We start from the raw sequence: 20,173 nt of genomic DNA on the forward strand, positions 1-20,173 counted from the left end.
GGATAAAATTATGCAGCAGGTCTAAAGCGTTACAGCGTCCTTTGCGCGTCATATTTGACGCGCGGCGCCGTAATGTCCGCACGGAACCGAACGGCCGGATCGTCATGACATTGGCCAATGGCAGCAAGGTTCGCCGGGTCGGCGAACGCCGGCATGCCGGCAGGGGCTGGGCGCTGGTTTCGAGCGTTGCCGGCGAACTCGGATGGGTGTTTGCCGCCTATCTCGACTGTGTCCCGGTTGATGGCGACCAGCTGAAGTCGGCGCCGATGCGCCCGCGACCGTCAGGCAATTGAGAGGCGGCCGGCCATCGCTGAAGAGCCATTTTCATGACCCTTTCCTTTTTCATCCAATTCGGTTATAGGCACGCCAGCAAAAGGCGCATGCCCGTTGCATTCACGGCCGCAGCTGGACGACATCCCGGCTGAAGGCGTCCCTAAATCCTCGAAATCGAAAGGATCATCCGATGTCGATTGCTGCAGAGCGTAAGGCTCAGCTCATCAAGGAATATGCAACCGTTGAAGGCGACACCGGTTCTCCGGAAGTCCAGGTAGCTATCCTGACGGAACGGATCAACAACCTGACCGAACACTTCAAGGGCCACAAGAAGGATAACCATTCCCGCCGTGGTCTTCTCGCGATGGTTTCCAGCCGTCGTTCGCTCCTCGACTATCTGAAAAAGAAAGACGAAGCGCGCTACACCAAGCTGATTGGTGCCCTCGGCATCCGTCGCTAAGCGACTTGCCCGGCGGATCGCATGCGGTCCGCCGGCCTTTTTTATTATGGAGCGCAGAGCGCTCAGGAAATGAACTCTCCGCAAGCGCACTAGGCGCACACAAGGAGAGGTATCCAGCGGGCCGGATGGGCCGGATCCGCGGATCAACCGATGGCCCGTCATGGGGCAGGATTGCAGGATGCTTCGGCGCCTGCTTGCAGAACCCGCTGCAGAGCAGCCAGGTCTTGCAAAGCGGAAAGCGGCCGGTCTCTTTTGAAGCCTCCCGTTGTCTTGCCCGTGATGCGCCATACCAGGCGGTTTTTCGACCACCCGCGCTGCAACAGCCGCGGAAAGGTCTGCCGCACACGAAGGACAGAACATGTTCGATACCCATAAGGTTGAAATCGAATGGGCTGGGCGTCCGCTCAAGCTCGAAACCGGCAAGGTCGCCCGTCAGGCTGACGGCGCCGTTCTCGCCACCTACGGCGAAACCGTCGTTCTCGCCACCGTCGTTTCGGCCAAGTCGCCGAAGCCGGGCCAGGACTTCTTCCCGCTGACCGTCAACTACCAGGAAAAGACCTACGCCGCCGGCAAAATCCCGGGCGGCTACTTCAAGCGCGAAGGTCGTCCGAGCGAGAACGAAACGCTGGTTTCGCGTCTGATCGACCGCCCGATCCGCCCGCTTTTCCCCGATGGCTACAAGAACGACACCCAGGTCATCGTCACGGTCATGCAGCATGACCTCGAAAACAATCCCGACATCCTGTCGATGGTTGCAGCTTCCGCTGCGCTGACGCTGTCCGGCATCCCGTTCATGGGCCCGATCGGCGGCGCGCGCGTCGGCTACATCAACGGCCAGTACGTTCTTAACCCGCATCTCGATGAGATGGACGAGTCGACCCTCGACCTCGTCGTCGCCGGCACGCAGGAAGCCGTGCTGATGGTCGAGTCGGAAGCCAAGGAACTGGCCGAAGACATCATGCTCGGCGCCGTCGTATTCGGCCAGAAGGGTTTCCAGCCGGTCATCGACGCCATCATCAAGCTCGCTGAAGTTGCCGCCAAGGAGCCGCGCGAATTCGAACCGGAAGATCATTCCGCTCTCGAAAACGCCATGCTTTCGCTTGCCGAAGACGAACTGCGCAATGCCTACAAGATCACCGAGAAGGTTGCTCGCTACGTTGCCGTCGACGCTGTCAAGGCGAAGGTAAAGGCGCACTTCCTGCCGGAAGGCATCGAGCCGGCGCATACGCCTGAGGTTATCGGCGCTGTCTTCAAGCACCTGCAGGCCAAGATCGTTCGTTGGAACATCCTCGACACCAAGAGCCGCATCGACGGCCGCGATCTCGAAACCGTACGTCCGATCGTCTCGGAAGTCGGTCTTCTGCCGCGTACCCACGGTTCGGCGCTCTTCACCCGCGGTGAAACCCAAGCGATCGTCGTTGCCACGCTCGGCACCGGCGAAGACGAACAGTACGTTGACAGCCTGACCGGCATGTACAAAGAACGCTTCATGCTGCACTACAACTTCCCGCCCTTCTCGGTCGGTGAAACCGGTCGCATGGGCTCCCCGGGCCGCCGCGAAATCGGTCACGGCAAGCTCGCCTGGCGCGCTATCCGCCCGATGCTGCCGGAAGCCGAGCAGTTCCCCTACACGCTGCGCGTCGTTTCCGAGATCACCGAATCCAATGGCTCGTCGTCGATGGCGACGGTCTGCGGCACCTCGCTCGCTCTCATGGATGCAGGCGTTCCTCTGGCAAAGCCGGTTGCCGGTATCGCCATGGGCCTGATCAAGGAAGATGAGCGCTTCGCCGTTCTCTCCGACATCCTCGGCGACGAAGATCACCTCGGCGACATGGACTTCAAGGTTGCAGGCACCGACGCCGGCATTACCTCGCTCCAGATGGACATCAAGATCGAGGGCATCACCGAAGAGATCATGGGCATTGCGCTCAACCAGGCCAAGGGCGGCCGTCTCCACATCCTCGGCGAAATGGCCAAGGCCATCTCCGAAAGCCGCGGCCAGCTCGGCGAATTCGCACCGCGCATCGAAGTGATGAACATCCCGGTCGACAAGATCCGTGAAGTCATCGGCTCCGGCGGCAAGGTCATCCGCGAAATCGTCGAAAAGACCGGCGCCAAGATCAACATCGAAGACGACGGCACCGTGAAGATCGCTTCTTCTTCGGGCAAGGAAATCGAAGCGGCCCGCAAGTGGATCCACTCGATCGTTGCCGAGCCGGAAGTCGGCCAGGTCTACGAAGGCACCGTTGTCAAGACCGCTGACTTCGGCGCCTTCGTCAACTTCTTCGGCGCCCGTGACGGCCTCGTCCATATCTCGCAGCTTGCCTCGGAGCGCGTTGCCAAGACCACCGACGTCGTCAAGGAAGGCGACAAGGTCTGGGTCAAGTTGATGGGCTTCGACGAGCGCGGCAAGGTTCGCCTTTCCATGAAGGTCGTCGACCAGGCGACCGGCAAGGAAGTTGCTGCAGAAAAGAAGGGTGACGGCGAAGCCGCTGAATAAGCGGTCTCTACCCGAACGCATTCGGGGCGCGGAGCGGATCGCTCCGCGCCCTTTTCTTGTACTGATATCGACGGAAGAAACCGATGAGCCGAGACGCATTGAAGACCCTGTTCCACCCGTTCGAAACCGGGGTTATCGACCCGCCGGGCGAGGGCGAGCGTGTGCTCTTCCTCGGTGCTGAGGCGGGCTACAGGCTGCCCGAGGGCTTCGGGGCGTCGATCGCTTCCGTCCAGCCGCTAAGGCCGCTGTATCGCGCCCTTGAGGCCGAGCGCGCCGACGTGGCGCCTGTGGTCACCGGTGAGGACTACGACGTCGCGCTGATCCTGTGCGGCAAGCACAAGGGTGAAAACGAGGACCGCATCGCCGAGGCGCTGAAGCGCACGCGCGACGGCGCGCTCATCGTCGTTGCCGGCGGCAAGGAAGATGGCATCCAGTCGCTGAAGAAGCGCATCGCCAAGTTCGAATGGGATGGCGATCACCTGCCGAAATATCACGGCGTCGCCTTCTGGTTCACCCGACCGGAAGACGTCACCGACGCTGTTCAGAAACTTGCCAAGGTGCCGGTCCGGGTCGACGGCCTGTTCGCAGCTTCTCCGGGCATGTTCTCGCACGATCGCATCGATGCCGGCTCCGAACTGCTGGCCTCGCGCCTGCCGCGCGACTTCAACGGCCATGCCGCCGATTTCGGCGCCGGCTGGGGCTATCTCGCGGTCAAGCTCGCCGAAGCGTCGCCCGGCACGAAGGGCATCGACCTCTTCGAGGCCGACCACGATGCGCTGGAGGCGGCCCGCGTCAACATGCCGGCAAACGCTCCGCGCATGCCGGCGCGCTTCTACTGGTTCGACCTGACGAGCGAAGAGCCGCGCGACAAATACGATCTCATCGTCATGAACCCGCCGTTCCACGAAGGCCATGCCGCCGAACCGGCGCTGGGCGTGGCGATCATCAAGGCGGCGCACAAGGCGCTGAAGCAGGGCGGCAAGGTCATGCTGGTCGCCAATCGCGGCCTGCAGTATGAGCAGGTGCTCGCCGAGACCTTCAAGGAATATGGCGAGACCTGCCGCAACGCACGCTTCAAGGTTCTCTGGGGCAAGCGCTGAGCCGCAATCGAAGTCAAGCAAGGAGCCGGGTTCGTCGCCCGGCTCTTTCGTTTTTGGGTGTGCGCCTCATCCGTCGGCGTGAAGGCAAAAGATTGCCTGTTGCCATCATCCTTGATCGGGCTCACCATGCTCGCTGCCGATGTGTCTCGTCGAAGGATGGGTGCCATGACGTGGGGAGTGAACAGGCCGCCTTTGACCGAGGATGCGGCCGAAGCCATCGCCAAGGATATAAAGCACGCCGAGGGGCACGGAGCCACCTCGGAAGTGCCCCTGTCGTTCCTGAAGAGCCTCTACCGTCTGCCGCTGGATCCGGCGCGGCGCACGCATACCGGCCTGGTCGTGCTGGCGATCATCGTCGTCCTGCTTGTCCTGTTTCTCTGGCCTTGAACCTTTCGGTCCATGACGACGCCCGCAGCCAGTGACGTCGGCGTTGACGCGATCGCCAGCGGAAAAAACCTCTCTTTTCTCACGCTTGTCTCGGAAGGGGCGTCGATACAAGGCGCCCCAGCGGCGCTTTTGAACGGCATTGCCGGTTACGCCCCCTGGAGCGGCTGTGGCGTCGCAAACGTCGGCTATCGAGACAGCCCCGTCGTCCGGAATGGCCCAGCGATCCACGATGTGAGTGCTGTTGCCCTCCGTTTTCGTGTCGTGCTATCGTTGGTGTTATTCCATGACAACGCAACCAGAATTGTCGCCTGACATTTGTTTCGACAGTCACATTTGCCGCATGGATTTTGCGGACTAGACATTTTCTTCAGCTCGGCGCCGGGCGGGGCTGCGAGACTGGAATCCAGCGAAAGCGCTGCGTTCTGATCGACGCTCAAACAGTCGGGATGAGGGACTTCTTTGCTCGGCACGACACTTCTACGCGACGTCTTCCTGCATTCCGTGGCCATTCTCTGTCTGTTGGCCGGGCTCCTGGCCTCAGCCTCGACAGTTCTGGCATCGCCGGCCGGCGGCGCTGACATGCAGTTCTTGGTGGTTCGCAGCAATCAGCCGGGGTGCGAGCCGACATGCCCGGAGTGGATATCGGCCGAGGGGACGATCGTTCGCGAAAGTCCGACGCATCTCAAGAAGCTGCTCAAGGCGATCGGCGACCGCCGCCTGCCGATCGTCGTGACGTCGCTTGGCGGCGACGTCGATGCCGCCATGGTGCTCGGACGGATCATCCGGGCGCGAAAGCTCGAAGTGGCGGTCGGCAAGACGCGCTTCGTCGGTTGTCAGCCGCAGCAGAAGGATTGCCGCGACAATGACGGCAAGGGTGCCCGCCTCATCGGGACTGCCTATTCGGGCGGAGCCTATTGCAACTCCGCCTGCCCGCTGATGCTTGCCGGCGGTGCCCGGCGTGTGGTCGGCCAGTGGGCATATCTGGGCGTTCACCAGATCACCGCTGTCTACGCTCAGGTCCAGACACGGTACCAGGAGAAATATCGGATAGTGAACGGCAGGAAGAAGATAATCAGCAAGAAAGTCGTCAGCCAAAAGAATGTTGGCAACCGCAAGACCTACGAGATGAGCAAGGCGATGGAGCGCGAACTGGCCGCATACCTAGCGGAAATGGGCGTCGGGCGTGCGGTCATCGATCAGATGAAGATCACGCCCGCTGCCGACATGCGCAAGATCGAACCTGTGGCGATGATGGAGATGAAGTTGATCACGCAACTGGGCGGGGTCGAGCTGCTGACCGCGGCCGGGGTCTGCAAGACGGTGCCCGCCTCCGCCAATTGCCGGGTTTTCGTTATGTCGGACCTGAAGCGTTAGACGAGGGGATCTGGGTTGGAGACCGGAATGCGCATATGGAGTTCTCCCGTCGGCTGCGCCACGCCCCGCCTGCGACGAGTAGTGCTGCTGATCTGTCTGCTGGCCGCAAGCCTGTTGATGGAGCGGCCGGCAATGGCGGCTGAGCAGCAGATGCGGTTTGTCGTCGTGCGCTCGAACGAGGTCGGTTGCGAGCCGACATGTCCGGAATGGATTTCCGCCGCAGGCACCATCGGTCCGAAGACGCCGGCACTGCTGAAGGCAACCTTGAAAACGCTCGCAGGCCGCAAGCTACCATTGGTCCTGCGATCGCCCGGTGGCGATATGGCGGCTGCGATGGCACTCGGCCGCCTCATCCGCAAGAGCAAGCTGAGCGTGGCGGTGGGCACGACCATTTTCGTTGGATGTCAGCGAGATCAGAAGAACTGTACCGCAAACGACCGCAAGGCGGCCGAGTATATCGGCAAGGCAGTTTCGCTTGGAGCCTGCTCACAGGCATGTACGCTTGTCCTTGCATCCGGCAATCGACGACTCGCGGGAGAGGGGGCGATCGTCGAAGACATTCCGACGCTAGCCGGAAACGAGGCCGACACCCGGAAACTCGTGGCTTACTACGGTGAAATGGGCGTGCGATACCAGTCCCTGGTCGAACGCCTGCGCAGCGCGGACGGCAATCTCGGCCGCTATCAATTGTCCACGGTGCTGCTGTTGACGAGCGAGCTGCCCGTCGGCCAACTGGTCGATGCGGATATTTGCCGTGGCACGCCTGCGCCCGACAATTGCCGGGTCTTCACCACGATGGATCTGGAATAGCGGCAGGCGCCGGGCGCGGGAGCCAACCAAACTGGAAAACACGCCAACAAAAAAGCCCCGGCGATAACCGCACCGGGGCTCGTCATCTCTGGGCTGTGCCCACCCATCAGCTTTACTCGGCGTCGGCGGTCCTGAGCGCGTCGAGCGCCGGCATCGAGGTGATGTTGTAGCCCGAATCCACGTAGTGGATTTCGCCGGTGACGCCACGCGACAAATCGGAAAGCAGGTAGAGCGCCGAACTGCCGACATCGTCGATGGTGACGGTGCGGCGAAGCGGCGAATTCTTCTGCTGCCAGGAGAGCATGGCCCGCGCATCGGAAATGCCGGCGCCTGCAAGCGTGCGGATCGGGCCGGCAGAAATCGCGTTGACGCGGATGCCGCGCACGCCGTAGTCGGCCGCAAGATAGCGCACGGAGGCTTCGAGAGCCGCCTTGGCAACGCCCATGACGTTGTAGTTCGGCATCACCCGCACCGAGCCGCCATAGGTCAGGGTCAGCATCGAGCCGCCGTCGTTCATCAGTTCGGCGGCGCGCTTGGCGATCTCCGTGAAGGAGAAGCACGAGATCACCATGGTGCGGCTGAAGTTGTCGCGCGTCGTGTCGGCGTAGAGGCCCTTCAGCTCGTTCTTGTCGGAAAAGCCGATGGCGTGGACGATGAAGTCGAGCTTGCCCCAGCGTTCCTTGATGGCCGAGATGACCGTATCGACGGAAGCGATGTCCTCGACGTCGCAAGGCAGCAGAAAGTCGGAGCCGACCTCGGCCGCCAGCGGCTTCACGCGCTTGCCAAGCGCTTCACCCTGGTAGGTGAAGGCCAGTTCCGCGCCCTGCGCTGCCAGCGCCTTCGAGATGCCCCAGGCAATAGAGTGGTTGTTGGCCACACCCATGATGAGGCCACGCTTTCCATTCATTAGTCCCGTCATGGTGTTATCCGTTGTAGCGCTGGAAGACGAGCGTTGCGTTGGTTCCGCCGAAGCCGAACGAATTGGAAAGAACCGTATCGATCTTGGCGTTGTCGATGCGCTTGCGCACGATCGGCACACCATCGAATTCCGGGTCGAGTTCGCTGATATGGGCGCTCTCGCCGATGAAGCCACCCTGCATCATCAGGAGACCGTAGATCGATTCCTGGACGCCGGCAGCGCCGAGCGAGTGGCCGGTGAGCGACTTCGTCGACTGGATGTGCGGGATCTTCGCGCCGAACACTTCGCGGATGGCGCCGATTTCCTTGCTGTCGCCGACCGGGGTCGACGTGCCGTGCGTGTTGATGTAGTCGACGTCGCCCTTCACGGTCGACAGCGCCTGGCGCATGCAGCGCATCGCGCCTTCGCCTGATGGGGCGACCATGTCGTAGCCGTCAGAAGTCGCGCCGTAGCCGACGATTTCGGCGTAGATCTTGGCGCCGCGCGCCTTGGCATGTTCCAGCTCTTCGAGCACCAGCACGCCGGCACCGCCGGCAATGACGAAACCGTCACGGCTGACGTCATAGGCGCGCGATGCGGTCGACGGCGTGTCGTTGTACTTGGAGGACATCGCGCCCATGGCATCGAACAGGTTGGACATCGTCCAGTCCAGGTCCTCGTGGCCGCCGGCGAACATCACGTCCTGCTTGCCCCACTGGATCATCTCCGCGGCATTGCCGATGCAATGGGCAGACGTCGAGCAGGCCGACGAGATCGAGTAGTTGACGCCGTGGATCTGGAACCAGGTCGCAAGCGTGGCCGAAGCCGTCGACGACATCGCCTTCGGCACGGCAAACGGGCCGATGCGCTTGGGGCTCACGTTCTTGCGGGTCGTGTCCGCCGCCTCGACGATCGTGCGGGTGGACGGACCACCCGAGCCCATGATGATGCCGGTGCGCTCGTTGCGGGAAATGACCGCTTCCTCGAGGCCGGAGTCGGCGATCGCCTGCTTCATGGCCACGTGGTTCCACGCGCCGCCCTGCGACAGGAAGCGCATGGCGCGCCGGTCGACGAGATCGCTCGGATCGAGCGTCGGTGCGCCCCAGACCTGGCACTTGAAGCCGTTTTCGGCGAAATCGGAAGAAAACGTGATGCCCGATTTGGCGTCGCGCAGCGATGCCGTGACTTCGTCGGCATCATTCCCGATCGAGGAAACGATCCCGAGGCCCGTGACAACAACCCGTCTCATGGTAATGACCTTTTCTTTATCTCATTCGGTGCGGAGAACCCGCGGCTTAGTCGGTCTTTTCCTTCGACAGACCGACACGCAGGTCGGTTGCCTGGTAGATGGTTTCGCCGTCGGCCTTCAGCCAGCCATCGGCAGTGCCGAGCACGAGGCGACCGCGCATGACCCGCTTGAAATCGATTCCGTACTCGAGCAGCTTGGTATGGGGGCGAACCATGCCCTTGAACTTCACTTCGCCGGTTGACAGCGCCATGCCGCGCCCCGGTTCGCCGAGCCAGCCCAGGAAGAACCCGGTCAATTGCCACATGCCGTCGAGACCGAGGCAGCCGGGCATGATCGGGTTGCCCTGGAAATGGCAGGGGAAGTACCAGTCATCAGGGCTCACGTCATACTCGGCGCGAATGAAGCCCTTGTCGAAGGCGCCGCCCGTCTCGGAGATTTCCGTGATGCGATGGACCATGAGCATGGGCGGCAGCGGCAGCTGCGCGTTGCCGGGGCCAAACAGTTCACCTCGGCCGCAGGTCAGGATTTCCTCATAGCTGAAGCTGGATTGCCTGGTCGTCATCAATGGTTGTTTCCCCGAGTAACATAAAGTGTTGTCAGACCTGCTTTAGAGCAAGTTCGCTGTGAAATGAAGCGCACCGATGGCCGTTTTCGATGTTTCCGACGTCGGCGTCGCCCATTTCGATTGCGATATCATTCCGCCGTCGCTTACAGGATCAATGTGGGTCCGACCAGAGTTAAATACCAGCCTTCCTTGAAATAGGCCGGTTTTTCAGGCATTCCAGCCGTTCTGCACCTTAGAATCTATTGAAAGAGCAGCGTGCAAAAGTTATATCGCAGCGGAAGTATTGTAAATTTTACGGGATCCATGGAACGCTCCTTGATGACGAAAGCAACCGAAGTGAGTTCGGAAGAGAGATTGCGCAGCTCGGGTCTGCGCCCGACGCGTCAGCGTGTCGCGCTTGCCGATCTGATCTTCGCCAAGGGCGACCGTCACCTGACCGTTGAAGAACTACATGAAGAGGCTGTTGTCGCCGGCGTGCCGGTTTCGCTGGCAACCGTCTACAACACGCTGCATCAGTTCACCGAGGCCGGCATGATCCGCGTGCTCGCGGTGGAAAGCGCCAAGACCTACTTCGACACCAACGTCTCCGACCATCACCACTTCTTCATCGAGGGCCAGAACGAAGTCCTCGATATTCCCGTCAGCAATATCGAGATCGGCAATCTGCCGGAACCGCCTGAAGGCATGGAAATTGCCCATGTTGACGTGGTCATTCGTCTCCGCCGCAAGCGCGAACGGTCGTAGCGACCTTTTCCTACATCACATCGTTGGGGTCGCGGCCGGGGCTTGCTTTGCCGATGGGCAGCGTCCAGCCGTATTTGAGTGCGCCGGCGCGCACGGTGAAGGCCGAGACCACGCCGAGCGCCGATGTTGCGGCCAGCGGCAGTCCGATCATCGTCGCGACGACGAACACGGCGGAGCCGACCAGAGCTGCCGTCACATAGACTTCCGGACGCAGCAGCACTGACGGCTCTCCCGCCAGGAGGTCGCGCAATATGCCGCCGAAGGTCGCCGTCAACATGCCGGTGACAAGCGCGACCCCGGGCGAGCCTGTTGCCGCCAGCCCCTTGGCAGCACCCATGACGCAATAGGCCGACATGCCGATCGCATCGAGCCAGACCAGCACCCGGTAACGCGAGCCGAACAGGTGGGCGGTGAAGAACAGGATGACGCTCACCGAGACGCAAACCAGAAGGTAGGTCGGGTTGAGCACCCAGAACACCGGCGTTGCGCCAAGGATGACGTCGCGCATCGTTCCACCGCCGATACCGGTGACCGAGGCAAGGAACAGATAGCCGATGATATCGAGCTGCTTGCGCGAAGCTGAGAGCGCTCCTGTTGCGGCAAAGACGGCAACACCCGCATAGTCGAGGATTTCCAGGATCGTCATGGCCGCTCCGTTGATAGGCGCATCGCTGTTATCGGTCGCATCGCAAGCTGGAGCATCCAGGCCCGCCGCGTCAACGGGGTGAAGCGTTGGGGGGTGAAACGCCGGGAAGCAGGCTGTCCGTCCGGCCGCCGAAATAATAGGCCGCCAGCCCGATCCATTCGCGCACCGCCGTCGTCGCCAATTGGGCATTGAGCGAGGGTTGGGTGAAATCGAAGCCGGGCGTGACCGTGCCGCTGGTGCGGTAGTCCGTCGGCCAGGGAGTGACCTCCAGCCCGAGCTTGCGGAAAAGCCCGACCGAACGCGGCATATGGAAGGCCGACGTGACCAGGGCGCAGTTGGCAAGGCTGTTTGCCGTCAGCAACGCCTCAGTGTTGCGGGCATTCTCGAATGTCGTTCTCGATTGCTCCTCGCGGATCAGCCGTTCAGGGCCGATGCCGAAGGTGGCAAAGAAGGCTTCCGATGCCTTGGCGTCGCCGTCATAGGCGCCGCTGAACGAACCGTCGCCGCCGGAAATCAGGATGCGCGCTTGTGGGTAGCGCTTCGCCAGCATGGCCGTCTCGATGAAGCGGTCAGCCGCCTGGTTGAACTCGATGCCGCCACGGCTCGCCATCACCTCGTTCTCGAAGGCGCCGCCGAGCACGATGACGCAGGAGAGGGTTGCTGGCGGTACCGTCGGCCGCGGGAAGTGGTCCTCGAGCATCTGCAGGAAATAGGATCCTGAGGTCGTGAACAGGCTGACGAAGAGCACCAGCGCACCGAGCAGGCCGAAGGCGACGCCGCTGCGCCTGAGGCCGGCCGCCGTCATCAGCAGTCCGGCAAGGACGGCGAAGAACGCCAGGGAAAGGGGCTGCGCGACGAGCCAGAATATCTTGGAAAGCAGAAACATCAGGCCCGTGTTCTTCGCTACGATCCCTTAATATTTCGCAAAGCCGATCGGCCGGCCGGCTAAAGCGCTCCCGTACCCAGGCAATCGTGGAGCCGCTCGATCCCGTTATTCTTACGCAAATCCGGACGCAAAACCGCTCCGCATTTTTGCTGGAATTGCTCCAATCAACACCCTGCGCCGCTCATCAGGCCGGCACGCCGCCGGACATCGGCTTTGCCTTGCCGGCACGCAGATAGCCGATGCCAAAAGCAATGAGCGCGCCGACTGCGACGATCGCCAGCGACAACAGCGGGCGATAGGCAAACCAGGCGACGGCGATGACGACAGGGCCGAGGAGCAACGTTAGGATCGCGGCGATGATGCCGGTACCGAAAGCGACCACAGAACCGAGCACCGGAATGACGTCGGCAATGATGGAGATAAGGGACAGCATCAGCGTGAAGCCGATGAACAGGCCGATCAGTCCGCCCACCCGAACCAGCCAGGAAATCAGCGTGTTCTCGCTCTGGGCGGCGTCAAACATTTCGGCGGCGCTGGTGATGCCGGCTGAGCTCAGGAACAGGTCGCGACCGTTCGTGGTGCGGTAGGGGGCAAGGCTGCCACCTTTCTGTGCGGCGACGAAGCTCGCGGTCTCCGTGTCTTCGCGGGTAAAGCCGATGCGCAGATCGCCGACGGCCGGGTTCTGGCGATCGGCGGAGACGAAGATCGTCTGGCCGTCGGTCTTGACGGGGCGATTGGTGTCGAGCGCGTCGGCGAGGTGCTGCAGGTCAGTGTCCGCCATTTGCACGGGGCTGTCGCGGCCGAGATCGGCAACGGCCCTGCCGTTGACGGAAAACGCACCGAGCATCGCGCGGTCGACGGTGAACCGCTCGCTTGAGATCGGCATTTCCGGGTTCTGATGCCCGTTGCCGTCGCGGAAGTCGGCTGAATCGGCGCGGTCGCTGCGCCACTCCTTGGTGTAGGAATAGGTGGTGACCGTTTCCTCGCCGCCGCCGAGCGTCTTGCGCGTCTCGCTCTTCTTTTCCTCGACCCATTGGTACATCTCGACCGAGCGGCGCAGGCCCGCAGCCCCCTTCGCGGAGATCCCGAGTTGGCTGTCGGCCGGCGTGCCGACGGGCTCGACCCGGCTGGCGATGTGAACCAGCTTGCCCTCGTTGCCAGCCTCGACAGCGCCGCTGTCGATGTCGACCACAGCGCCGGCGCCCTCGACGAGTGCCCGATAGGTCTTGACCGAACGGCCCTCGTTCCAGGCAAGCAGCCAGATCATGCCGAAGACCAGCAGCAGACCGATGAAGATGCCGATGACACCGTTCTTGAGGCGCGCGAACCACGACGTTCTGGTCGTTTCGGTAAAACTCATCTGATCCCCCGGCACTTGCATTCGACCCGGTTGCGCAAGCGAACCGTTCGATTTTCCCGTTGGTACCAGAAAAAAAGCGGAAAGGAATATACCGGCCGACATGCGCAGACGTTTGGCCCAAACATGGTGAAAGGCGGTCAGTTCAAAGGTTTGTATTTCAGGAGAAATTTGGTGGAGCTAAGCGGGATCGAACCGCTGACCTCTTGCATGCCATGCAAGCGCTCTCCCAGCTGAGCTATAGCCCCATATCGGGTCCGGCAAGGCCGGTTCCGGGAAACTTGTCGGGCTGTTGTGCCCGGCGAGTGGCGGCTTATTACTTCTGCTCTTCGCGGATAGCAAGCCGAAAATGTCAGGCCGGTGGAAATAATTTGGCTCCGGCCCGATTTGCTCCCGTCCACGCCATTTGGCAGGGGACGGGAGGCATTCGCGTAATATTTTAAGCGCTTAGACGTCGTCGTCGTCGTCGGACACGCCGATGAGGTCGCTCATGTCGTCGTCGTCGTCTTCGTCGTCGGTCTGCAGGAAGGTATCGTCGTCGTCGCCGTCGATCTCTACCTCGTCGTCGCCCAGATCCGGAATCTCGTCGCCGCCGGCTGCTTCGTCGTCAGCTTCCTCGAGCGATACGAGTTCGACTTCCGTGTTCTCGGTGTCGACTTCAGCGACGTCCTCTTCCTCTTCCTTCTCGAGCACCTTGGCAACCGAGGTTTCTTCGAAGAAGGACAGCGGGTAGGACTTGCCGCTGTAGGGGGAAACGATCGGATCACGGTTCAGATCGTAGAATTTGCGCCCCGTTTCCGGGTCAATGCGCTTTGTTCCGAGTTCCGCTTTTGCCACAGTCAAAGCCTCTTGAATGGCCGGCCGAACCGGCGCTTGCCGGAAAGCCGGCGGGTGGAAAGGATATCAAGCCTATGATGATTAGCCGGTCCCCATAATCATCTTGGCCGCATCTGTCAAAGATAAAACTCGAAAGCCCTGCGCCGCCTGCTTTTTCTTGCGCCCGGGAGGATGATCGCGCAATCGCATTGTGTTAGGCAACGCAACGGAAGGTGGTCGCGCCTCCGTAGCCGTTTCGCCTGTGGCGATGGATGGTTCCGGCCGCAGGTTTGAGGAAGGTTCATATGTCCGCTGGCTTGATCGCAAAGCCTGCCATTGCGCGCAGATCCAAGGCACTCGGCGGCACGGTGCGTATCCGCGGCGACAAGTCGATTTCCCATCGCGCCCTGATGCTCGGCGGGCTTGCGGCCGGCCGGACGCGCATTGCAGGCCTGCTCGAAGGCGAGGATGTCATCAACACCGCACGAGCGATGCGGGCGCTTGGCGCTACGGTGCGCGAGGAAGGCGGCACCTGGATCGTCGACGGTCTCGGCAACGGTGCGCTGCTTGAGCCCGAAGCCCCGCTCGATTTCGGCAATGCCGGTACCGGCTGCCGCCTGACCATGGGGCTCGTCGGCGCTTATGATTTCACCACAACCTTCGTCGGCGATGCCTCGCTTTCCAAACGTCCGATGGGCCGCGTACTCGATCCGCTGCGCCAGATGGGCGTTCAGGTGGCGTCGGCCGAAGGCGGCCGCCTGCCGGTGACGTTGCGCGGACCGAAGACGGCGAACCCGGTGAACTATCGCGTGCCGATGGCCTCGGCCCAGGTGAAATCCGCCGTGCTGCTCGCGGGTCTGAACGCACCCGGCATCACCACGGTGATCGAGCCGGTGATCACCCGCGATCATACCGAGAGAATGCTGCAGGCCTTCGGCGCGAACTTGGCGGTTGAGACTGGCAATGAGGGCGAACGCATCATTCGGCTCGAAGGGCAGGGCAGACTGACCGGCCAGGACATCGATGTTCCCGGCGATCCGTCCTCGGCGGCCTTTCCACTGGTGGCAGCGCTTCTCGTGCCGGGTTCCGACATCACCATTCTCAACGTGCTGATGAACCCCATCCGCACCGGACTGATCGTGACGCTGCTGGAAATGGGCGCTCAGATAGATGTCCTGAACGCGAGGACTGCGGGCGGCGAGGACGTGGCGGACCTGCGCGTCCGTTACTCGGAGTTGAAGGGCATCACGGTGCCGGAAGATCGCGCTCCCTCGATGATCGACGAATACCCGGTGCTGGCCGTTGCGGCGGCTTTCGCCGAGGGCCGCACTATCATGAGCGGTCTTGAGGAGCTGCGCGTCAAGGAATCCGATCGGCTTTCCGCCGTTGCTGCCGGGCTCAAGCTCACCGGCGTCGATTGCGAGGAGGCACCTGCCGCCCTCGTCGTGCACGGTCGCCCCGGCGGCAAGGGTCTCGGCAATGCCGCCGCCGCCGTCGCCACCCATCTCGACCACCGCATCGCCATGAGCTTCCTCGTCATGGGCCTTGCCTCGGAGCACCCCGTCACAGTCGACGACGCGACGATGATCGCCACCAGCTTTCCCGGGTTTCTGGAGCTAATGGCCGGGCTGGGCGCTGCGATCGAATGATGCATCGGTAAAATCCTAAAGGCCGGCGCGACCCGTCGGTAACGACCATCGGCTATGGTTTGACTGGTTGAGGATATGCCTATGTCGGTGGACGATCGATTCAAACTGGTACGCCGCCATGATGACGGCAGGATAAGCTATCGGCAAAATTTGCGAGCGCCCGCGGTTGTCGTTACGGAAGACGAGCTCGATGAGCTGAGCCGGTTGACTGGGAAGTGCTGGGTGGTGCCCATTGCTTTCTTCCTTTTCGCGGCGCCTCTCTTTGGCCTTTGGGCGAAGCAACCTGCAATACCCGTCGTTTTCGTTGTGTTTGCTGTCGTGGTGAGCGCAGGGGTTATTGTCACTGCCCGACAGCGGTTACGAGAAATTTTGGCGAATGCGCCGCGCCATATTGAGAGTGGTCCACTATCGGTGCAGCCATCGACCCTCGAGTACGTTCGGGAACTTTGGTTCGACGACAAAATGACGATGCTATGCGGCATCGTTTTGTCCGGAATGGTTTTTTTCACCTACGCTACTGTTGTCATCGCCAAGATCGTCGGCCATCCGGACTTCGTCGATAAAGGTGGCAGCTCGATAAAAGCCGCCGCACTGGCCATCGTCTCGGGATACGTGCTGCGCGTCCATCTCAAGGCGTGGCGCCGCGGAAAAAAGGAAAGAAATTAGTAATCCTCTAGGTGCATTGAATGGTGATTGCAGCCTGGACGTGCGGCCGAATGGCCTTCTGACGTGTGTCGAGGCGTGGCACCGGCCTATGCGCCGTTTGAGGAGAAGATTTCATGTTTGACCGCGGCTTGAATTGGGAGAAACGAGAGGACGGAACGATCCTCTATCGCCGGTCGCCTTCCGGGCCGACGTTTATCATCGATGAGCAGACACTCGGCCGCATCGTGCGGTTTAGGTTCATGATCCCGCTTGTGTCGTTCCTGACCTTGATTCCAACGGTTGTGCTCGGCGTTTTCGCGGGCCATGGAGAGGTCTCGCTTGCGATACCTGTCGCCGCGCTTCTTTTTGGGGTGGCGGCCTTCTACCTCTATTTCCGCCGCACAGAGCGTCGGATCGAATGGATGCTTGCGGGAGCCAGACGATCATCCCAGGCGCCCGAGCCGTTCAAACCGCAGCGCAATGCCCGGAACTGGAAGACGCTGGATGACGGCTCGGTTTTCTATTGGCCGCGGAACTGGCCGAACCCGGTAATGCTGACCGCGAAACAGTTTGCGTCGATTGGAGTCGACAACGGGTATGGCTTTTGTGCGCTGTTTGTTAGCGTCATTATTGCCGTGTTGGCGGATGGCTACCGTTGGGCCGGCGGACTAAACAATGGCGCCGCAAGCGTCATTGCCGTTGCCCTGATTTCGTTCAATGTGCTTTTCATTGCAAGGATACGCCGAACGCGGCAACGCATGCTGGATCGCGCGCCGCTCGCACCTGTTGTATCGGGATTGAATCCACCGCTGAAGTTACTCGATTTTGCGCGCCTGATCAGAATGAAACTGGTTCGGGGTTCAAGGGGTATGCTCTTGTTCTGGCTTTTGGTTGCCGTGTTCGGGCTTTTCCAAAGCGTGCAAACCTTGTCTGACCTCTTTGGCGGCGTTAGGGTCTATTGGGATAAGGGAAAGTCGTTTCCGGTAGGCCCGGTTCTGCCTTCGCTGGCTTTTGTCGGTAGCCTGTTGCTGGCCATGGTGAATGTATCTGCGATCGTCATGCGCGCGAGGTCTGCCGGCAAAGGGTGACGGAGCATCGGATGAGCATGGATTCGCCTGCGAATTTGATCTAAAGGCCAGCAACAACATCGATTGCAGGACCACCTATGATCATCATCGCCATCGACGGACCCGCAGCGGCAGGCAAGGGCACGCTCTCGCGCCAGATCGCCGAAGAGTACGGCTTTCACCACCTCGATACCGGGTTGACCTACCGCGCCACGGCGAAGGCGCTGCTTGATGCCGGCCTGCCGCTCGACGATGAGGCGGTGGCCGAACGCATGGCGCTGAATGTCGAACTGGCAGGCCTCGATCGCTCTGTGCTGTCGGCACACGCGATCGGCGAGGCGGCGTCGAAGATTGCCGTCATGCCGGCCGTGCGTCGCGCGCTGGTCGAGGCGCAGAGGGCGTTTTCGAGGAAAGAGCCGGGCACCGTGCTCGACGGTCGCGATATCGGCACCGTCGTCTGCCCGGATGCGGCGGTGAAGCTCTATGTCACCGCATCGCCGGAAGTGCGCGCGAAACGCCGCTATGACGAGATCGTCGGCAACGGCGCCGCCGCCGATTACGCGGCGATCTTCGACGATGTGAAGAAGCGCGACGAGCGCGATATGGGTCGGGCCGACAGTCCTTTGCGCCCCGCCGACGACGCGCACTTGCTTGATACGTCTGAAATGAGTATAGAGGCGGCGTTTCAGTCCGCGAAGTCTTTGATCGATGCGGCCCTGATCAAGAAGATCTGAAGAAGAGCCTTTTCGCGACACTGTCAGGATCGCTCTTCTTGCATAAGCCTGAAATTCCGTCCACGCGCCGGATTGTCCCTTTGATGGGGCGGACTGGGTTCAGGCCTGTTCAACACCAACCCCCGGCGCATGTGCGTCTCTCATTTAGAGATGCATCAGGAGATTCCATGTCTGCTACCAACCCAACCCGTGATGATTTCGCAGCGCTTCTCGAAGAATCCTTCGCGAAGACCGATCTTGCCGAAGGCTATGTTGCCAAGGGCATCGTCACGGCCATCGAAAAGGACGTCGCCGTTGTCGACGTCGGTCTGAAGGTCGAAGGCCGCATCGCTCTGAAGGAATTCGGCGCGAAGGCCAAGGACGGCTCGCTCAAGGTCGGCGACGAAGTCGAAGTCTACGTTGAGCGCATCGAAAACGCGCTTGGCGAAGCTGTTCTCTCGCGCGAAAAGGCTCGCCGCGAAGAAAGCTGGATGCGCCTGGAAGTGAAGTTCGAAGCCGGCGAACGCGTCGAAGGCATCATCTTCAACCAGGTCAAGGGTGGCTTCACCGTCGATCTCGACGGCGCCGTCGCCTTCCTGCCGCGTTCGCAGGTCGACATCCGTCCGATCCGCGACGTGACCCCGCTGATGCACAACCCGCAGCCCTTCGAAATCCTCAAGATGGACAAGCGTCGCGGCAACATCGTCGTTTCGCGTCGTACCGTTCTGGAAGAATCCCGTGCTGAACAGCGTTCTGAAATCGTTCAGAACCTTGAAGAAGGCCAGGTTGTCGAAGGCGTCGTCAAGAACATCACCGATTACGGTGCGTTCGTCGACCTCGGCGGCATCGACGGTCTGCTCCATGTCACCGACATGGCATGGCGCCGCGTGAACCATCCGTCGGAGATCCTGAACATCGGCCAGCAGGTCAAGGTTCAGATCATCCGTATCAACCAGGAAACCCACCGCATCTCGCTCGGCATGAAACAGCTCGAGTCGGATCCGTGGGATGGCATCGGTGCGAAGTATCCGGTTGGCAAGAAGATCTCGGGTACCGTCACGAACATCACCGACTACGGTGCGTTCGTCGAGCTGGAGCCGGGCATCGAAGGCCTGATCCACATCTCCGAAATGTCCTGGACCAAGAAGAACGTACACCCCGGCAAGATCCTGTCCACGAGCCAGGAAGTCGACGTTGTCGTTCTCGAAGTCGATCCGACCAAGCGTCGTATCTCGCTCGGCCTCAAGCAGACGCTCGAGAACCCGTGGCAGGCATTCGCGCATAGCCATCCGGCTGGCACCGAAGTTGAAGGCGAAGTCAAGAACAAGACCGAATTCGGCCTGTTCATCGGCCTCGACGGCGACGTTGACGGCATGGTGCACCTTTCCGACCTCGACTGGAACCGTCCGGGCGAGCAGGTCATCGAAGAGTTCAACAAGGGCGACGTCGTTCGCGCCGTTGTTCTCGACGTCGACGTCGACAAGGAGCGCATCTCGCTCGGTATCAAGCAGCTCGGCAAGGATGCAGTTGGCGACGCCGCTGCTTCGGGCGAACTGCGCAAGAACGCTGTTGTTTCGGCCGAGATCATCGCCGTCAACGACGGTGGTATCGAAGTGAAGCTCGTCAACCACGAGGACATCACTGCGTTCATCCGCCGCGCCGATCTGTCGCGTGACCGTGACGAACAGCGTCCGGAGCGTTTCTCGGTTGGCCAGGTTGTCGACGCACGCGTCACCAACTTCTCCAAGAAGGACCGCAAGATCCAGCTGTCGATCAAGGCTCTGGAAATCGCGGAAGAGAAGGAAGCCGTTGCTCAGTTCGGTTCGTCCGACTCGGGCGCTTCGCTTGGCGACATTCTCGGCGCCGCTCTGAAGAACCGCCAGACCAACGAGTAATCGTTCGCTGACGCCTGAAATGAAAAAGGCCCGCGGAGAGCGATCTCCGCGGGCTTTTTGCTTGTGAGCGTTTCGTTCGGCTGCAGTGTCCTTGGTTTTCTGGATCGCTCTTCTGAAGTCGACCCGATCTAACGCGTAT

The 20,173-nt window shown here is 61.2% G+C and carries 21 protein-coding genes and 1 tRNA gene; 14 read left to right on the forward strand and 8 right to left on the reverse strand.

The genetic code is table 11. The annotated features are described in order from the left end of the window. The first annotated feature begins 104 nt into the window (after positions 1 to 104). The 8 genes from J3R84_RS18740 (at position 105) to J3R84_RS18775 (ending at position 6,904) form a co-directional block, all read left to right on the forward strand. Positions 105 to 293 (forward strand): SH3 domain-containing protein, encoded by a 189-nt coding sequence (locus J3R84_RS18740; protein WP_113568370.1) that lies wholly within the window; start codon positions 105 to 107, stop codon positions 291 to 293. A 170-nt stretch (positions 294 to 463) separates the two neighbouring features. Next, positions 464 to 733, forward strand: a complete 270-nt coding sequence (gene rpsO, locus J3R84_RS18745; protein ID WP_025425494.1) for a 30S ribosomal protein S15 — start codon at positions 464 to 466, stop codon at positions 731 to 733. 358 nt (positions 734 to 1,091) lie between these two features. Beyond that, positions 1,092 to 3,233 carry a polyribonucleotide nucleotidyltransferase gene (pnp, locus tag J3R84_RS18750; protein WP_025425495.1) on the forward strand — a complete coding sequence of 714 codons (2,142 nt, stop codon included), beginning with the start codon at positions 1,092 to 1,094 and terminating at the stop codon, positions 3,231 to 3,233. An 83-nt stretch (positions 3,234 to 3,316) separates the two neighbouring features. Beyond that, positions 3,317 to 4,333 (forward strand): class I SAM-dependent methyltransferase, encoded by a 1,017-nt coding sequence (locus tag J3R84_RS18755; protein WP_025425496.1) that lies wholly within the window; start codon positions 3,317 to 3,319, stop codon positions 4,331 to 4,333. Between the two features lie 165 nt (positions 4,334 to 4,498). Then, positions 4,499 to 4,720: a hypothetical protein gene (locus tag J3R84_RS18760; RefSeq protein ID WP_038575800.1), complete on the forward strand. Its 222-nt coding sequence runs from the start codon at positions 4,499 to 4,501 to the stop codon at positions 4,718 to 4,720. A 12-nt stretch (positions 4,721 to 4,732) separates the two neighbouring features. Then, positions 4,733 to 5,032: a hypothetical protein gene (locus J3R84_RS18765; protein WP_025425498.1), complete on the forward strand. Its 300-nt coding sequence runs from the start codon at positions 4,733 to 4,735 to the stop codon at positions 5,030 to 5,032. A 147-nt stretch (positions 5,033 to 5,179) separates the two neighbouring features. After that, on the forward strand, positions 5,180 to 6,094 hold the full coding sequence (locus tag J3R84_RS18770; RefSeq protein WP_051509143.1) for a COG3904 family protein: 915 nt from the start codon (positions 5,180 to 5,182) through the stop codon (positions 6,092 to 6,094). 27 nt (positions 6,095 to 6,121) lie between these two features. After that, a complete protein-coding gene (locus tag J3R84_RS18775; RefSeq protein ID WP_128090450.1) occupies positions 6,122 to 6,904 on the forward strand; it encodes a hypothetical protein in 783 nt (260 codons plus the stop codon). A gap of 112 nt (positions 6,905 to 7,016) precedes the next feature. Here J3R84_RS18775 and fabI read toward each other — a convergent pair whose 3' ends face one another. Genes fabI through fabA form a run of 3 tightly spaced genes read right to left on the reverse strand, consistent with a single transcriptional unit; the run spans position 7,017 to position 9,613 of the window. After that, positions 7,017 to 7,823 (reverse strand): enoyl-ACP reductase FabI, encoded by an 807-nt coding sequence (fabI, locus tag J3R84_RS18780; protein ID WP_025425499.1) that lies wholly within the window; start codon positions 7,821 to 7,823, stop codon positions 7,017 to 7,019. A 4-nt stretch (positions 7,824 to 7,827) separates the two neighbouring features. Continuing rightward, entirely contained in the window at positions 7,828 to 9,051 is a 1,224-nt protein-coding gene (gene fabB / locus J3R84_RS18785) for a beta-ketoacyl-ACP synthase I (protein WP_025425500.1), read from the reverse strand. A 46-nt stretch (positions 9,052 to 9,097) separates the two neighbouring features. Further along, positions 9,098 to 9,613: a 3-hydroxyacyl-[acyl-carrier-protein] dehydratase FabA gene (gene fabA, locus J3R84_RS18790; RefSeq protein WP_025425501.1), complete on the reverse strand. Its 516-nt coding sequence runs from the start codon at positions 9,611 to 9,613 to the stop codon at positions 9,098 to 9,100. A gap of 321 nt (positions 9,614 to 9,934) precedes the next feature. On the opposite strand from fabA, the gene irrA reads away from it, so the two are divergent. Further along, the gene (irrA, locus tag J3R84_RS18795; protein WP_025425502.1) at positions 9,935 to 10,360 is read left to right on the forward strand and encodes an iron response transcriptional regulator IrrA; all 426 of its coding nucleotides are present in this window, start codon (positions 9,935 to 9,937) and stop codon (positions 10,358 to 10,360) included. 10 nt (positions 10,361 to 10,370) lie between these two features. On the opposite strand, the gene J3R84_RS18800 is transcribed toward irrA, so the two are convergent. From J3R84_RS18800 to J3R84_RS18820, 5 genes are all read right to left on the reverse strand, one after another. Beyond that, complete coding sequence (locus tag J3R84_RS18800; protein WP_025425503.1) at positions 10,371 to 11,006, reverse strand: trimeric intracellular cation channel family protein; 636 nt, start codon at positions 11,004 to 11,006, stop codon at positions 10,371 to 10,373. A gap of 70 nt (positions 11,007 to 11,076) precedes the next feature. Next, positions 11,077 to 11,892 (reverse strand): YdcF family protein, encoded by an 816-nt coding sequence (locus J3R84_RS18805; protein WP_025425504.1) that lies wholly within the window; start codon positions 11,890 to 11,892, stop codon positions 11,077 to 11,079. Positions 11,893 to 12,076: 184 nt separating this feature from the next. Further along, positions 12,077 to 13,252 (reverse strand): TMEM43 family protein, encoded by a 1,176-nt coding sequence (locus J3R84_RS18810; protein ID WP_025425505.1) that lies wholly within the window; start codon positions 13,250 to 13,252, stop codon positions 12,077 to 12,079. A 169-nt stretch (positions 13,253 to 13,421) separates the two neighbouring features. Further along, positions 13,422 to 13,497 (reverse strand) — tRNA-Ala (locus J3R84_RS18815). 199 nt (positions 13,498 to 13,696) lie between these two features. Further along, entirely contained in the window at positions 13,697 to 14,086 is a 390-nt protein-coding gene (locus J3R84_RS18820) for a TIGR02300 family protein (RefSeq protein ID WP_025425506.1), read from the reverse strand. Positions 14,087 to 14,370: 284 nt separating this feature from the next. Here J3R84_RS18820 and aroA point away from each other — a divergent pair, with 284 nt between their 5' ends. From aroA to rpsA, 5 genes are all read left to right on the forward strand, one after another. Next, the gene (gene aroA / locus J3R84_RS18825) at positions 14,371 to 15,714 is read left to right on the forward strand and encodes a 3-phosphoshikimate 1-carboxyvinyltransferase (RefSeq protein ID WP_025425507.1); all 1,344 of its coding nucleotides are present in this window, start codon (positions 14,371 to 14,373) and stop codon (positions 15,712 to 15,714) included. An 81-nt stretch (positions 15,715 to 15,795) separates the two neighbouring features. Further along, positions 15,796 to 16,380 carry a hypothetical protein gene (locus J3R84_RS18830; protein ID WP_025425508.1) on the forward strand — a complete coding sequence of 195 codons (585 nt, stop codon included), beginning with the start codon at positions 15,796 to 15,798 and terminating at the stop codon, positions 16,378 to 16,380. Between the two features lie 113 nt (positions 16,381 to 16,493). Continuing rightward, on the forward strand, positions 16,494 to 17,447 hold the full coding sequence (locus tag J3R84_RS18835) for a hypothetical protein (RefSeq protein ID WP_025425509.1): 954 nt from the start codon (positions 16,494 to 16,496) through the stop codon (positions 17,445 to 17,447). A 77-nt stretch (positions 17,448 to 17,524) separates the two neighbouring features. After that, complete coding sequence (cmk, locus tag J3R84_RS18840; protein WP_025425510.1) at positions 17,525 to 18,160, forward strand: (d)CMP kinase; 636 nt, start codon at positions 17,525 to 17,527, stop codon at positions 18,158 to 18,160. Positions 18,161 to 18,327: 167 nt separating this feature from the next. Continuing rightward, positions 18,328 to 20,034, forward strand: a complete 1,707-nt coding sequence (gene rpsA, locus J3R84_RS18845; RefSeq protein WP_025425511.1) for a 30S ribosomal protein S1 — start codon at positions 18,328 to 18,330, stop codon at positions 20,032 to 20,034. The last annotated feature ends 139 nt before the right edge of the window (positions 20,035 to 20,173 follow it).

Origin of the sequence: Ensifer canadensis (assembly GCF_017488845.2) — a bacterium.
GTDB lineage: Bacteria > Pseudomonadota > Alphaproteobacteria > Rhizobiales > Rhizobiaceae > Ensifer > Ensifer canadensis.

Excerpts from the sequence above, each read along its gene's own strand:
- J3R84_RS18800 (WP_025425503.1), bottom strand. The coding sequence starts at position 11,006 with ATGACGATCCTGGAAATCCTCGACTATGCGGGTGTTGCCGTCTTTGCC.
- J3R84_RS18810 (WP_025425505.1), bottom strand. The coding sequence starts at position 13,252 with ATGAGTTTTACCGAAACGACCAGAACGTCGTGGTTCGCGCGCCTCAAG.
- fabA (WP_025425501.1), bottom strand. The coding sequence starts at position 9,613 with ATGACGACCAGGCAATCCAGCTTCAGCTATGAGGAAATCCTGACCTGC.
- J3R84_RS18765 (WP_025425498.1), top strand. The coding sequence starts at position 4,733 with ATGACGACGCCCGCAGCCAGTGACGTCGGCGTTGACGCGATCGCCAGC.
- fabB (WP_025425500.1), bottom strand. The coding sequence starts at position 9,051 with ATGAGACGGGTTGTTGTCACGGGCCTCGGGATCGTTTCCTCGATCGGG.
- rpsA (WP_025425511.1), top strand. The coding sequence starts at position 18,328 with ATGTCTGCTACCAACCCAACCCGTGATGATTTCGCAGCGCTTCTCGAA.
- pnp (WP_025425495.1), top strand. The coding sequence starts at position 1,092 with ATGTTCGATACCCATAAGGTTGAAATCGAATGGGCTGGGCGTCCGCTC.
- J3R84_RS18775 (WP_128090450.1), top strand. The coding sequence starts at position 6,122 with ATGCGCATATGGAGTTCTCCCGTCGGCTGCGCCACGCCCCGCCTGCGA.
- J3R84_RS18830 (WP_025425508.1), top strand. The coding sequence starts at position 15,796 with ATGTCGGTGGACGATCGATTCAAACTGGTACGCCGCCATGATGACGGC.
- fabI (WP_025425499.1), bottom strand. The coding sequence starts at position 7,823 with ATGACGGGACTAATGAATGGAAAGCGTGGCCTCATCATGGGTGTGGCC.
- irrA (WP_025425502.1), top strand. The coding sequence starts at position 9,935 with ATGACGAAAGCAACCGAAGTGAGTTCGGAAGAGAGATTGCGCAGCTCG.
- aroA (WP_025425507.1), top strand. The coding sequence starts at position 14,371 with ATGTCCGCTGGCTTGATCGCAAAGCCTGCCATTGCGCGCAGATCCAAG.
- J3R84_RS18835 (WP_025425509.1), top strand. The coding sequence starts at position 16,494 with ATGTTTGACCGCGGCTTGAATTGGGAGAAACGAGAGGACGGAACGATC.
- J3R84_RS18760 (WP_038575800.1), top strand. The coding sequence starts at position 4,499 with ATGACGTGGGGAGTGAACAGGCCGCCTTTGACCGAGGATGCGGCCGAA.
- rpsO (WP_025425494.1), top strand. The coding sequence starts at position 464 with ATGTCGATTGCTGCAGAGCGTAAGGCTCAGCTCATCAAGGAATATGCA.
- J3R84_RS18805 (WP_025425504.1), bottom strand. The coding sequence starts at position 11,892 with ATGTTTCTGCTTTCCAAGATATTCTGGCTCGTCGCGCAGCCCCTTTCC.
- cmk (WP_025425510.1), top strand. The coding sequence starts at position 17,525 with ATGATCATCATCGCCATCGACGGACCCGCAGCGGCAGGCAAGGGCACG.
- J3R84_RS18755 (WP_025425496.1), top strand. The coding sequence starts at position 3,317 with ATGAGCCGAGACGCATTGAAGACCCTGTTCCACCCGTTCGAAACCGGG.
- J3R84_RS18740 (WP_113568370.1), top strand. The coding sequence starts at position 105 with ATGACATTGGCCAATGGCAGCAAGGTTCGCCGGGTCGGCGAACGCCGG.